Annotated in this window: 13 protein-coding genes; 6 read left to right on the top strand and 7 right to left on the bottom strand. The window is 63.2% G+C overall.

Features of this window, described 5'->3' with window-relative positions:
- Nucleotides 1–707: 707 nt before the first annotated feature.
- A complete protein-coding gene (locus AC3CBN_RS05060; protein ID WP_488635732.1) occupies nt 708–1,592 on the top strand; it encodes an EamA family transporter in 885 nt (294 codons plus the stop codon).
- An 84-nt stretch (nt 1,593–1,676) separates the two neighbouring features.
- Here AC3CBN_RS05060 and AC3CBN_RS05065 read toward each other — a convergent pair whose 3' ends face one another.
- On the bottom strand, nt 1,677–2,429 hold the full coding sequence (locus AC3CBN_RS05065) for a GntR family transcriptional regulator (protein WP_488635733.1): 753 nt from the start codon (nt 2,427–2,429) through the stop codon (nt 1,677–1,679).
- 219 nt (nt 2,430–2,648) lie between these two features.
- Between AC3CBN_RS05065 and zwf the strand changes: the two genes are divergently transcribed.
- The 4 genes from zwf to AC3CBN_RS05085 all read left to right on the top strand — a co-directional run bounded on the left by zwf (nt 2,649) and on the right by AC3CBN_RS05085 (nt 7,685).
- Nucleotides 2,649–4,115 (top strand): glucose-6-phosphate dehydrogenase, encoded by a 1,467-nt coding sequence (zwf, locus tag AC3CBN_RS05070; protein WP_488635734.1) that lies wholly within the window; start codon nt 2,649–2,651, stop codon nt 4,113–4,115.
- 132 nt (nt 4,116–4,247) lie between these two features.
- Nucleotides 4,248–4,961: a 6-phosphogluconolactonase gene (pgl, locus tag AC3CBN_RS05075; RefSeq protein ID WP_488636668.1), complete on the top strand. Its 714-nt coding sequence runs from the start codon at nt 4,248–4,250 to the stop codon at nt 4,959–4,961.
- 68 nt (nt 4,962–5,029) lie between these two features.
- The gene (gene edd / locus AC3CBN_RS05080; RefSeq protein WP_488635735.1) at nt 5,030–6,847 is read left to right on the top strand and encodes a phosphogluconate dehydratase; all 1,818 of its coding nucleotides are present in this window, start codon (nt 5,030–5,032) and stop codon (nt 6,845–6,847) included.
- Nucleotides 6,848–7,043: 196 nt separating this feature from the next.
- A complete protein-coding gene (locus AC3CBN_RS05085; RefSeq protein ID WP_488635736.1) occupies nt 7,044–7,685 on the top strand; it encodes a bifunctional 4-hydroxy-2-oxoglutarate aldolase/2-dehydro-3-deoxy-phosphogluconate aldolase in 642 nt (213 codons plus the stop codon).
- Nucleotides 7,686–7,810: 125 nt separating this feature from the next.
- On the opposite strand, the gene AC3CBN_RS05090 is transcribed toward AC3CBN_RS05085, so the two are convergent.
- Nucleotides 7,811–8,206: a hypothetical protein gene (locus AC3CBN_RS05090; RefSeq protein WP_488635737.1), complete on the bottom strand. Its 396-nt coding sequence runs from the start codon at nt 8,204–8,206 to the stop codon at nt 7,811–7,813.
- 269 nt (nt 8,207–8,475) lie between these two features.
- Nucleotides 8,476–8,838 carry a hypothetical protein gene (locus tag AC3CBN_RS05095; protein ID WP_488635738.1) on the bottom strand — a complete coding sequence of 121 codons (363 nt, stop codon included), beginning with the start codon at nt 8,836–8,838 and terminating at the stop codon, nt 8,476–8,478.
- A gap of 163 nt (nt 8,839–9,001) precedes the next feature.
- Between AC3CBN_RS05095 and AC3CBN_RS05100 the strand changes: the two genes are divergently transcribed.
- Nucleotides 9,002–9,541, top strand: coding sequence for a DUF2501 domain-containing protein (locus tag AC3CBN_RS05100; RefSeq protein ID WP_488635739.1), 540 nt, complete (start codon nt 9,002–9,004; stop codon nt 9,539–9,541).
- Nucleotides 9,542–9,642: 101 nt separating this feature from the next.
- On the opposite strand, the gene AC3CBN_RS05105 is transcribed toward AC3CBN_RS05100, so the two are convergent.
- Genes AC3CBN_RS05105 through cyoB form a run of 4 tightly spaced genes read right to left on the bottom strand, consistent with a single transcriptional unit; the run spans nt 9,643 to nt 13,420 of the window.
- On the bottom strand, nt 9,643–10,410 hold the full coding sequence (locus AC3CBN_RS05105) for an SURF1 family protein (RefSeq protein WP_488635740.1): 768 nt from the start codon (nt 10,408–10,410) through the stop codon (nt 9,643–9,645).
- A gap of 31 nt (nt 10,411–10,441) precedes the next feature.
- Nucleotides 10,442–10,819, bottom strand: a complete 378-nt coding sequence (cyoD, locus tag AC3CBN_RS05110; RefSeq protein ID WP_488635741.1) for a cytochrome o ubiquinol oxidase subunit IV — start codon at nt 10,817–10,819, stop codon at nt 10,442–10,444.
- Entirely contained in the window at nt 10,816–11,454 is a 639-nt protein-coding gene (gene cyoC, locus AC3CBN_RS05115; RefSeq protein WP_488635742.1) for a cytochrome o ubiquinol oxidase subunit III, read from the bottom strand. The genes cyoD and cyoC overlap by 4 nt, the downstream gene beginning before the upstream one ends.
- Nucleotides 11,447–13,420 (bottom strand): cytochrome o ubiquinol oxidase subunit I, encoded by a 1,974-nt coding sequence (gene cyoB, locus AC3CBN_RS05120; protein ID WP_488636669.1) that lies wholly within the window; start codon nt 13,418–13,420, stop codon nt 11,447–11,449. The genes cyoC and cyoB overlap by 8 nt, the downstream gene beginning before the upstream one ends.
- Between the last annotated feature and the right edge of the window lie 46 nt (nt 13,421–13,466).

Here is a 13,466-nt window from a genome sequence, read left to right on the forward strand (position 1 = left end):
CGTGGTCGAACATGTTGGTGCACGACGGTGTGTGGCTCGGGTCAGCGTGCTAATCCGACGCGGCGCGATGGCCGCTTGAAGAAGGGTCGTCCAGGAACGGGGCGGTCAAACGTCGACCTTTGATCCTGAGCAGGCATGGCGAAGCACCGTTGCTTGAGCGCCTCACCCCGGATACTTTCGCAACCGATACGAGGACCCCTTGCCGGCTCCCCGCGGGAAGCGATGGAAGCGTGACAGGGGGGAAATGTTGAGTCTGAATTGGAAGCGGGGGCTGACCCGCTCTTATGTTGTTGTCTGGGCCGCTTGGCTTGCGTACCTCATCGTGAGGGCCTTCCTTATTTTTCACTCTAGCCAGGTGGTCGCCGAGTTGGTCGCGCTATCTCTGCCAGGTGTCGTGCTACCAGCGCTTCTTTTTCTTGCCTTGCGATGGGTGTTCAACGGATTCCTCCCCTCTGCCAGCGACTGAACGAGCAAGGAAGAATCGGTGCTGTTGGAAGGTCCGCTTCCGACCCAAATCGGACTGATTTAGGCGAATGACAACGAGCTGAGACGTGGGAATGGACATTCATGCGTCATCTCGTGCTTCGAGTCGTCCACTACTGCCACGTACTGTCAGCAATGACGACGGCGAGACGGCCCGCATGGGTGGGTTTCATCTGAGGCTGCAGGCATCATTAGCGGACGGTTGATCACCTGCGGCTGCGCTCATGACTTCACGTTCCACCATTGCTCCAGTCGCGCTTGCGGTCGGCGTGCTGCTGATCAGCATGGTTTCGTACCAGTGTGGTGCCTCTTTGGCCAAGCACCTGTTTCCGCAGGTTGGTGCGCAGGGCGCTACTGCCTATCGACTGGGGCTAAGCGTATTGATCCTGCTGTTATGGCGGCGGCCGTGGCGCCGATTGGGCAGTCAGCGCGACTGGCGCTCGTTATGGGGCTATGGCCTCTCGATGGGTGCGATGAACCTGGTGTTCTATATGTCGCTGCGCACGATCCCGCTGGGCATCGCCGTAGCGTTGGAATTCACCGGGCCGCTGGTGCTGGCGCTGTCCGGCTCGCGTCGGCTGATCGACTTCGTCTGGATCGGGCTGGTGGTGGCCGGGCTGATCCTGTTGCTGCCGTTGCGTGGGTCGATGCATGCACTTGACCCCGTTGGCGTGATGTACGCGTTGGCGGCCGGCGTGGGCTGGGCGCTGTACATCGTGCTGGGGAAGAAGGCGGGGGCGAGCTACGGCGCGGACGCGGTGACGCTCGGCACTGCCATCGGTGCCTTGGTGGCGATCCCGTTCGGTGTCGCGCATGCAGGCAGTGCACTGCTGTCACCGACGCTGTTGCCGTACGCGTTCGGCGTGGCCGTGCTCAGCTCGGCCCTGCCGTATTCGCTGGAGATGGCCGCGCTGACCCGGCTGCCAGCGCGCACGTTCAGTACTTTGTTGAGCCTGGAGCCTGCCATCGCAGCGTTGGCCGGCGTGGTGTTGCTGGACGAACGGCTCAGCCTGCTGCAGTGGGCGGCCATCGTGGCCATCATTGTGGCGGCGGCCGGCACCGCGTTGAGCGTGCGTCGACCTACGTCGGCCGAGCCGCTGGCGAACTGATCGTTGCCAGCTTCTCCGGCAGATCGCGCCACGGCGCTGCCATGCGGATACGCACAGCGCCGGTCACGCTGGCACTAACCGCCCTCAGTCCGTCTGCAACTCAGCCACGAAGTCGTAGATATCACCGCGGTACCACGACGTGGTGAACTCCACCACGCGGCCATCGTCGAGAAAGCTGCGGCGCTCGATGTTGAGGCCGGCGCTGCCGGCTGGTACGTGCAGCAGGCGTGCTTGCTGCGCGCCCAGCGATACGGCGCGCAGGCGCTGCAATGCGCGACGCGGTCGGGCACCCAGGGTCTCAAGCACCTGATAGAGCGAATCGTGCACGACGCTGGGGTCGGGCAGGATGCTGGCGGGCACCACGCTGCGTTCGATCGCCAACGGTTCTTCCTTCGCATAGCGCACGCGATGCAGGCGCGCCACGAGCACACCGGGAGAAAGATTCAGCGCCATCGATTCTTCCGGCGTCACTTCGCCCACGCCGCGTTCGAAGAATTCGGAGCGTGGATTGAGGCCGCGGGCGCGCAGATCTTCGGTAAAGCTGGTGAGACGCGACATCGGTTTGATGATGCGCTCGGCCACGAAGGTACCGGCGCCGTGGCGCTGATTAAGCAAACCCTCTTCGACCAGGCCGGCGATGGCCTTGCGTACCGTGACCCGCGAAAGCTGCAACAGGCGTGACAGATCGCGTTCGCTGGGCAGTGCCTGCCCCGGCTCGATGTCGCGGTGCTCGACCACGTTGCGGATCGCCCGGCGCAGGCGCAGGTAGGCCAGCGGCTGGCTGGTCGCCGGGTCGCGGCTGAGGCGGCGGTATTCGTTGACGAGGGCGGTTTCCATACCGCCACGATACCAATGACCATACCAATCTGGCAATCAGACGCTGTGACGCGGGTTTTCGGTGGTACCAATTTCCGTCACCAATCCATGCCCACGGCGGGTTGCCGGGCGCGTCCTGGGGAACTGGTTTTGTCTGGTATGTCACTGGTACGATCCACAGGCATTGCGCGTGGTATGCATGCCACGTGTCGCTCCCCGCATTGCCTCGAGGTGACTGAAGTGACTGCTTCTCCCCTGCCGGTTGACCCTTTCGACCTGGTGATTTTCGGCGGAACCGGCGACCTCGCCGTACGCAAGCTGCTGCCCGCGCTGTACCACCGTTTCGTGGACGGCCAGATTCCCGAGACCAGTCGCATCATCGGCATCGCCCGCGAAGGCCTGGACGACGATGGCTACCGCGCCATCCTGCGCAAGGCCTTGCTTGAAAGCCGCGCGGACGCCGGCAAGCTCGAAGCCTTCCTGCGCCTGGTGGGCTACCGTTCGCTGGACGCACGCAAAGATGAAGGTTGGGATGCGTTCTCCACGCTGATTGGCGAACAGCCCGATCACGTGCGCGTGTTCTATCTCTCCACCTCGCCGGAACTGTTCGTCGACATCTGCAACCGCCTCGGCTCATACGGCCTCAACAAGGGCAAGGCGCGCGTGGTGCTGGAAAAGCCCCTCGGCCGCGACCTGGCCAGCGCCAACCAGATCAACGACGCGGTCGGTCGCGTGTTCGACGAATCGCAGACCTTCCGCATCGACCATTACCTCGGCAAGGAAACGGTGCAGAACCTGCTGGCGTTGCGCTTCGGCAACGCGCTGTTCGAGCCGCTGTGGAACGCCGAGCACATCGACCACGTGCAGATCACCGTGGCGGAAACCCTGGGCGTGGGTCAGCGCAGCGCGTACTACGACCGCGCGGGAGCACTGCGCGACATGGTGCAGAACCACATCCTGCAGCTGCTGTGCATGGTGGCGATGGAGCCGCCCTCCTCGCTGCAGCCGGATGCGGTACGCGACGAGAAGCTCAAGGTGCTGCGCTCGCTCAAGCACATCGATGAGAGCAACGCGGCGCAACTCACCGTGCGCGGGCAATATCGTGCTGGCGCTGCCGAGAAGCAGAGCGTGCCGGGTTATCTCGAAGAACTGGCCGACCACAAGTCGCACACCGAGACCTTCGTGGCGGTGAAGGCCGAGATCGCCAACTGGCGCTGGGCCGGCGTGCCGTTTTACCTGCGCACCGGCAAGCGCCTGCCTGAGCGTGTGTCCGAGATCGTGGTGGTGTTCAAGGCGGTACCGCATTCCATTTTCGATGCGTCGGCTGGCGTGCTTGCGCAGAATCGTCTGGTGTTGCGCCTGCAGCCGGACGAGGAGATCAAGTTGTGGCTCACCATCAAGCATCCGGGGCCGGGTGGCCTTCGCCTGCGACACGTGCCACTGGACATGAGTTTTGCCGAAGCCTTCGGCGTGCAGCAGCCCGATGCGTACGAGCGACTGCTGCTCGACGTGGTGCGCGGCAACCCCACGCTGTTCATGCGTCGCGATGAAGTGGAAGCCGCATGGCGCTGGGCCGATCCCATCCTCGCCGCATGGGCGGACAGCGGCGAGGCGCCGCGTCCGTACACGGCAGGCACCTGGGGGCCGAGCGCAGCGGTGGCACTTATCGAGCGAGACGGCCGCACCTGGAACGAGGACAGTGAATAAGCTGCGGTTTAGCACTGTCGATGGCGATGCACAGGTGCTTCACCTGTGCATTGCGATTGGATGTCTAGACTGCGCGATGTCCCCGCTTTCATCGCCACGCGTGTGTCATCCGCACCTGGCTTCATTCACACCATGCCGCCAATCCTGAACGTGACAACCCACAGCTTTACCGATTGCCATGCGCTGGCCGTGGCACTGGCCGAGCGCGTTGCCGAGCGACTGCGCGAAGGCATTGCCGAGCGTGGCCATGCACTGCTCGCGGTTTCAGGCGGAAGCACGCCGCGTCATTTCTTTGAACGCCTCTCGCGCGAAGTGCTGGACTGGTCGAAGGCGCAGGTCACCCTGGTCGATGAACGCTGGGTGCCAGAGAGCCATGAGCGATCCAACGCGGGCATGGTGAAGACCTTGCTGTTGCAGCATGCGGCATCGGCCGCGCAGTTCGTGCCGCTGTACACCGATGCACCGACACCAGAAGCCGGCCTGGCCTCGGTGCGCGTGCGCATGGCTGCCCTTGAGTTACCGTTTGACGCCGTCGTGCTCGGCATGGGCAACGATGGCCATACAGCTTCGTTCTTTCCCGGTGGTGATCGCCTGCCGGAGGCGCTGGATGCCAACGGCAGCGTGCGCGTACTGCCTATGCGCGCCGCTGGCGCCGGTGAGCCGCGCATCACCTTCACGCTGCCCGCCTTGCTCGATACACGCGCGCTTTACCTGCATATCGAAGGTGAAACCAAGCGTCAGCTGCTGGCCGATGCGCGGCTTGGCCTGGGCGAGGCCGCCGATTTCCCGGTACGCGCCGTGCTGACCCAGCAACGTGTGCCGGTAGCCGTCTACTGGTGCCCGTGAGGCGCTAGCTAACTATGAATGAGTGGCGCACACCGATGCGCGCCGCCTGACTTTCCCGGAGTTTGATCATGAGCGTGCTTCACCCCGTCGTCGCCGAAGTTACCGAACGCCTGCGCGAGCGCAGTCGCGATTCGCGCGATGCCTACCTGCGCCGTATCGACGCCGCGCAGGGCACCGGTGTACATCGCGAGCGTCTTTCCTGCGGCAACCTCGCTCACGGCTTCGCGGCATGTGGCACGACGGACAAGGTGCGCCTGCGCGAAGGCCACACGCCAAACCTCGGCATCATCAATGCGTATAACGACATGCTTTCGGCGCACCAGCCGTACGAGCGCTATCCGGAGCTGATCCGTGAGGTGGCACGCGAAGCGGGCATCACGGCGCAGATGGCCGGCGGCGTGCCGGCGATGTGCGATGGCATTACGCAAGGCCGTGCCGGCATGGAGCTGTCGCTGTTTTCGCGCGACCTGATCGCGATGGCCACCGCCATTTCGCTTTCGCACGACATGTTCGATGGCGCGCTGTACCTCGGCATCTGCGACAAGATCGTGCCTGGCCTGTTGATTGGTGCGCTGAGCTTCGGCCACCTGCCCGGCATCTTCATCCCCAGCGGCCCGATGCCCAGCGGCATCAGCAACGAACAGAAATCGAAGGTGCGCCAGTCTTATGCCGAGGGCAAGGCCACCAAGGCCGAGCTGCTGGAAGCGGAGGCTGCGTCGTATCACACCTCGGGCACCTGCACGTTCTACGGCACCGCCAACTCCAATCAGATGTTGATGGAGATCATGGGTCTGCATTTGCCGGGCGCCAGTTTCGTCGCGCCGGATACGCCACTGCGCGATGCACTCACGCGTGAGGCCGTGCATCGCGTCGCCGAGTTGAGTGCGCCGGGCAGTTCGCACCTGGCGCTGGGCCATATCATCGACGAGCGCGCCATCGTCAACGGCGTGATCGGCCTGCATGCCACGGGCGGATCCACCAACCACCTGCTGCATCTGGTCGCCATCGCGCGCGCCGCTGGTATCGAGCTGCGCTGGGACGATTTCGATGCGCTGTCTTCGGTCATACCGCTGCTGGCTCGTGTGTATCCCAACGGCTATGCCGACGTGAACCAGTTCCACGAAGCGGGCGGTATGGGTTTTCTGATCGACCAGTTGCTGAGCCATGGTCTGCTGCACGGCGACGTGCGAACGGTGTTCGGTACCGGTATGGACGGCTATACGCAGGTGCCGCAGCTCGACGACGGCGGCAGGCTGATCTGGAAGCCGGTGTCGAAGGAGAGCGGTAATCGCGGCGTGCTGCGCAGCGCGGACGAGCCGTTCCGCGCCGACGGCGGTTTGCGCATGCTCACCGGCAACCTCGGGCGTGCGGTGATCAAGGTGTCGTCGGTGCCGGAAGATCGCATGGTGATCGAGGCGCCGGCCATCGTGTTCCACGACCAGGACGATGTGCGCAAGGCCTTCGAGCGCGGCGAACTCAACCGTGACTTCGTCGCCGTGGTGCGCTTCCAAGGCCCGCAGGCGATCGGTATGCCGGAGCTGCACAAACTCACGCCAACGCTTTCGGTGCTGCAGGACCGCGGCCATCGCATCGCACTGCTCACCGATGGCCGCATGTCCGGTGCTTCGGGCCGTGTGCCGGCCGCCATCCACGTGACGCCGGAGGCGAAGGACAACGGCGCCATTGCGCGCATCCGTGACGGCGACATCATTCGGGTCGACGCCGTGCATGGCCGTCTGGAAGTGCTGGTGGAAGCGGGTGAGTTCGCTGCGCGCGTGCCGGCTACCGCCGATCTTTCATCGCATCAGTTTGGTCTTGGCCGCGAACTGTTCGGGCTCTTCCGCCAGAACGCCACCACGGCCGACCTCGGTGCCGGGGTGTTCTGACGCATGTTCAGCTCGTCCCACGAGGCCCCATCCATTGCTCGTCATTCCCGCCGATGCAGGAGGCGCTTTTCAACAGCCGAAGGGCTGGTCACCCGGCGGCTTTCGGGCCCTGGGCATCAAGTCGCTGGATCCCAGCTTGCGCTGGGATGACGACCATGGAAGCGAACGCTTCCCTTTCTTCATTCCACGGAACGCCATGAGCATCGAACAAAAGCAGAAGCAGATCGAATCCACCCTGCGACTGGCGCCCGTGGTGCCGGTGGTGATCATCGAAGACGTACGCGCCGCGGTGCCGATGGCACGCGCGCTGGTGGCCGGCGGCATTCCCGCCATCGAGGTCACGTTGCGCACGCCCGCGGCGCTCGATGCGATCAAGGCCATTGCCGAGGAAGTGGAGGGTGCCGTGGTGGGCGTGGGCACCGTGCTCAGCGCCAAGGATCTGCGTGCCGCGTACAAGGCCGGCGCACGATTCGCGGTATCGCCGGGTGTATCACCCGGCCTGCTCGATGCAGCGGACGACAGCGAGCTGCCGCTGCTGCCCGGCGTGGCCACGGCCGGCGAGGCAATGACCCTGCTGGAACGCGGCTACTACCACCTCAAATTCTTTCCGGCCGTGCCTGCCGGTGGACACAAGCTGCTGGGCGCGTGGGCCAGTCCGTTGCCGCAGATCCGCTTCTGTCCGACAGGCGGCATCAGCCTCGCCAGCGCACCGGATTTCCTCTCGTTGCCGAACGTGTTGTGCGTTGGCGGTTCGTGGCTTACGCCGTCCGACAAGTTGCGTAGTGGTGACTGGGCAGGTATCGAACAGCTCGCACGCGAGGCTGCCGCGCTGCGTTGAACCATCGGCGCTCGATGATCAAAATCACTGTGAATAACGTGGAACAGCCGCCGCAACGCGCGGCGTCCTGATACGACTCAAGTCCCGGAAGGTGGATCCCGTGGCGCGCTCTTCGAAGGAGAGCGCTACTTCACCGCGAGTGTGATCGTGAACGTGGGTTGCTTGCCCTGTCGTGCGGCGGCGCGCATCTGGTAGACCTGCACGGTGTAGTCGCCATCCTGCTTGATGGTGCCCGACCAGGTGGCGTCGCCAGTGGTCGAGGAATTCACCAACGCTTCCTGGCTACCCGGTGGCAGCACATTGAAATAGACGCCTGCCGGACTTTCGAGCGTCACCGTCACCGTCTGTCCTGCCTTGGCGCCAATCAGATAGTCATGGCCATCGCCGATGGCGGCCGTGAACCTGGCCGAGTCGCTGCCATGATGGAAGTTGATGCGTTCGGAAGCGGCACTGCTGAAGCCGGTCAAGGCGATGACGGCAAACAGCAAGACGGCAGTCCAGAAGTGCTCACGTCTCTTCATCGATACCATCGGCGCGACTCCGGTAAGTAGCGGTGGCGATTTCGGTGGGTGCGGTGTCTCGACGCGCAAGGCGTTCTGCTGTCTGGAAGGCGGTCATCCGTGGGGGCTGCGGCGCAGCCGATGTCGACCCACTATTGCGGTGGAGTCGTGAAGCCGCCGTGGAGTCGGGCGTCAGGGTCGGCCGCAGAGCAGAAAAAGGGCGCCAACGGTATGCCGGGCGCCCGCTTCCTCGATGGATGTCGTGCGAAAAGCGTCAGGCCGAGGACCGTTCAGCCCGTGGGAAGCGTCGTATCGATGCAGCGCTCGACCTGCTGGAAATACCAGGAGTCGTCCTCGTTGAACGCCGAATAGTAGGTGGCCACGGTACGGTCACTGACCGGCTTGATATCGACCAGGGCCACCGTCGGACCCTTCTCGGTCTGGCGAATTTCGATAGTGGTGCCGGTGTACAGCGCATAAGACGAAAGATGGACGGGCTTGGTCGCCCACGCGCCGGAAATACACGAGGCCACATCCCCGACCGCACCCCTGCCCTCGTAGGCGGCCGTTGGCTTGGAGTTGCGCAAGCTTCCCGTACTGGAACAGCCGGCCAGTAGTGTTACCAGCATTGCAAAGGCGACATATCGTTTCATCGAACGGCTTCCGTGTGGTCAGGGTAAGGGGGCGGCTCGCCATGGTACCGGCGTTGCACCGGTATGGACCGCCAAACCGGGAAAACGTGCGTGGTCCGCTTCACGCTGACGCAGCCCTAACAAAGCTCGGTGTTGAATGTGTGGATCTGACGGAGGGACGCACATGAACAAGCGCATTGGCAGCATCGGTACGGCCTGCGCGGCCATCGCACTCAGCCTCGCTAGCGGCACAGGCGGCGCGCAGGATCTTGGCAAGCTGGGCAGCATGATTCCGGGCAGCTCCATGACATCCGGCAGCATGGGCAACGTGGCCGGCCTGCTGGAGTATTGCGTAAAGAACAATTACCTCGGCGGCAGCTCGGGCGCGTCAGGCATCAAGGACCAGCTGCTGGGCAAGATGGGCGGCAGTGGATCCACTTCAACGGCCAGCAAGCAGGACCACAGTTCGAGCGCGACCGACATGCTGGGCCAGTTGACGGGCCAGAAGAAATCCGCATCCAGCACCGCTGCCAGTACGGCAAGCGGCGCGCCCACCAGCGACGCCGGTTACCTCAGCGGTGCACAGGGCATCCTGCAGGGCAGCAATGGCGAGAAGACGGATCTTGCGAGCTTCGGTGGCGGCTCCAGCGACATGAAATCGCAAATTACCAAGAAGGTATGCGACACCGTGCTGAAGCAGGGCAAGTCGTTCCTGTCGATGTAGGGAACGCTTTTGTAGGAGCGCACCCAGTGCGCGGCAAACCAGCGGAGCGATGACGACGTATCTCTGCGGTCGCGCACTGGGTGCGCTCCTACCGAAAGGCGCTATCGCGGATGGCGCAGGCGATATTCATCCCGCGCCACATAGATCCCTGCAGCCAGCACCATCAACGCCAGCACATACCAGGTGATCAGGTAGCTCAGGTGATTGTTGGGAAAGGCGATCACCGTCAGGCCGCCCTGCGGCCAGGCGGGTTTGCCGCTGTCGAGTGTGCCGGGGGCGGCATCTTCATCGACAAAATAGGGCGCGACGTGGCTGAGCCCGCGCGCGCTGGCCATGGCCGCTACATCGCGCGTGTACCAGCTGTTGCGCGCCACATCGTTTTGGCGAAACAAGCCGGGCGGCTCGCTCATGCGCAGCAAGCCGGTCATCGATGTCTCGCTGTCCGAGCCGGGCGCGCACTGCCGTTTGACGCCGCACCAATCCAAGGGCACAAAGCCGCGGTTGACCAGCACGATCGAGCCGTCCGCTTGCTGCAGCGGTGTCACCAGCCAATAGCCGCTGCCCAGATCGGTTGCCGCCCACACCAGCGTCTGCCGGTCGTGCAGAAATCGACCCTGCAGCGTTACATGCCGGTACTCGGCCGATGGTGCGGTGATCTGGTTCCATTGATCGGGACCCGGCGCAGCGACGGGCGCGGCATGCACGCGCTCGTCAACGCGGGCGATGAGATCGCGCTTCCACGCCAGTCGCTTCACCTGCCAGGTGCCCAGCGCGATGAAGCCGGCAAACAACACCAGCCCAAGCAAGGCAAGCAGGCTCAGCGCCAGGGGGCCGCGCGGCTGGCGGCTCGAGTCGTCGACGGCAGTCATCAATGGTGTGCGACGCGGCTGTTGCGAAGCGTCACGGCAGGTTCGCCGGATCCATCATCGACGGCATCATGTTGTTGTTGAGGTGGTACATGATCCAGATCGATCCGCTCAGCGTGATGACAACCAGCACGATGGTAAACACCAGCGCGAGCATGTTCCAGCCGCCCTCGGACTTCGTGTTCATGTGCAGGAAGTAGATCATGTGCACCACGATCTGCACCGCCGCCAGACCGAGTATCACCACGGCCGCCGTGCTGGACTTATCGAAGGCGTGCCCCATCACCGCCCAGAACGGAATGACGGTAAGGATCACCGCCAACACGAAGCCGGTCATGTAGCCCCGGAAAGTGGCGTGGATGCCCAGGTCGTCGTGGTCGTGGCCATGTTGCGTTTCGTCATGCGCGCTCATGGCAGCACTCCCATCAGGTAGACGAAGCTGAAGACACCCACCCACACCACGTCCAGAAAGTGCCAGAACATCGACAGGCACATCAGGCGCCGTTTGTTGGCCGGTATCAGTCCCTTCTTCACCACTTGCGTGATGAGCACGATCATCCACAGGATGCCGCAGGTGACGTGCAAGCCGTGCGTGCCCACCAGGGTGAAGAACGAAGACAGGAAGGCACTGCGCTGCGGGCCGGCACCGATCGAGATCAGGTGCGCAAACTCGCGCAGTTCGATGGTGAGAAAGCCGGCACCCAGCAGCCCGGTGATAACCAGCCATACCAGCATCGGGTTCTGCCGGTCGCGCTGCATCTCCAGCACCGCGAAGCCGTAGGTGATCGATGAAAGCAGCAGCATCGTGGTGTTGAGCGCCACCGTGGGCAGTTCAAGCACTTCTGCACCGGTGGGGCCGCCGGCGTATTCCCGACCGAGTACGCCATACGCGGCGAACAGGCAGGCGAAGACGAGGCAATCGCTCATCAGGTACACCCAGAAGCCCAGCAAGGTGCCGTTCTCCGGGTGATGATCCGCAGCCTCGTGGAAAACCAGTGGCTGCGCCGGTCCGCGGCCGGCAGGCAAAGTGGATGAGATGTCAGACATGATGGGCCAGCAGCTCCGTACGGGATGCCTCGACGCGGCTCACTTCTTCGGCCGGCAGGTAATACTCGCGGTGATAGTTGAAGGTGTGGCCAATCGCTACGGCCAGCAGCGCGAAGAAGGACACCGCCGCAAGTAGCCACATGTACCAGATCATGGCGAAGCCGAAGACTAAGCTGAGGCCGCCAAGGATGATGCCGGCGCCGGTGTTGAGCGGCATGTGGATGGGCACGAAGCCGCCGAGCGGGCGCTGATAGCGGTACTTCTTCATCATCCACCACGCATCGTGGTCATGGATGCGCGGAGTGAAAGCGAAGTTGTATTGAGGTGGTGGCGACGAGGTGGACCATTCCAGCGTGCGTCCGTCCCACGGATCGCCGGTGACATCGCGCAGTGCCTCGCGGCGGCGGAAGCTCACCACGAACTGGATGATCATGCAGCCGATGCCCAGAAGAATCAGGAGCGCACCCACCGCTGCCAGCTGGAACCAGATCTGCAACGACGAGTCTTCGAAGTGGCTCAGGCGACGCGTCACGCCCATCAGGCCCAGCAAGTACAGCGGCATGAAGGCAAAATAGAAACCCACCACCCAGAACCAGAACGCGCACTTGCCCCAGAACGGATCGAGCTTGAAGCCGAACGCCTTGGGGAACCAGTAAGTGATGCCGGCGAACAGGCCAAACAGCACGCCGCCGATGATCACGTTGTGGAAGTGCGCCACCAGGAACAGGCTGTTGTGCAGCGAGAAGTCCGCCGGCGGCACTGCCAACAGCACGCCCGTCATGCCGCCGATGACAAAGGTGATCATGAAGGCCACCGTCCACATCATCGGCAGTTCGAACACCACGCGCCCGCGATACATGGTGAACAGCCAGTTGAAGATCTTCGCGCCCGTGGGGATCGAGATGATCATGGTGGTGATGCCGAAGAACGAATTGACGCTGGCGCCCGAGCCCATGGTGAAGAAGTGGTGCAGCCACACCAGGTACGACAGCACCGTGATCACCACGGTGGCGTACACCATCGAGGCATAGCCGAATAGCGGCTTGCGGCTGAAGGTGGCGGTGACTTCGGAGAAGATGCCGAACGCCGGAAGGATCAGGATGTAGACCTCCGGGTGGCCCCAGATCCAGATCAGGTTTACGTACATCATGGCGTTGCCGCCAAGCTCGGTCGTGAAGAAGTTGGTGCCCGCATAGCGATCGAGCGCGAGTAGCGCCAGTACGGCCGTCAGCACCGGGAACGCCGCGACGATCAGCACGTTGGTGCACAGCGCCGTCCAGGTGAATATCGGCATCTTCATCAGCGTCATGCCGGGCGCGCGCATCTTCACGATGGTCACCAGCAGGTTGATGCCCGATAACAACGTTCCCACGCCCGCGATCTGCAAGGCCCAGATGTAGTAGTCCACGCCGGCATCGGGGCTCGACGCAATATCCGAAAGCGGTGGGTATGCCAGCCAACCAGTGCGCGCGAATTCACCGATGAACAGCGAAGACATCACCAGCATGGCGCCTGCCATGGTCATCCAGAAGCTGAAGTTGTTGAGGAAGGGAAATGCCACGTCGCGCGCGCCGATCTGCAGCGGCATCACGAAGTTCATCAAGCCCGTCACCATCGGCATGGCGACGAAGAAGATCATGATCACGCCGTGCGCGGTGAAGATCTGGTCGTAGTGTTCCGGCGGCAGGTAACCCACCTGGTCACCGAATGAAATGGCTTGCTGAGCGCGCATCATGATCGCGTCCGAAAAGCCGCGCAGCAGCATCACGAAGCCCAGGATCATGTACATGATGCCGATCTTCTTGTGATCGATGCTGGTGAACCACTCGTGCCACAGGTAGCCCCACAACTTGAAGTACGTGATGGCGCCGACCAGCACGAGCGCACCGATCATCACGACCAGGAAGGTGCCGAGCACGATCGGATTGTGCAGCGGCAGCGCCTCCAGGGTGAGGCGACCGAAGATCAGCTTGGTAAGGTCAGGATGAGCAAGCATCGTGGACACCGCTGGG

The organism is Dyella sp. OK584, from assembly GCF_057787755.1.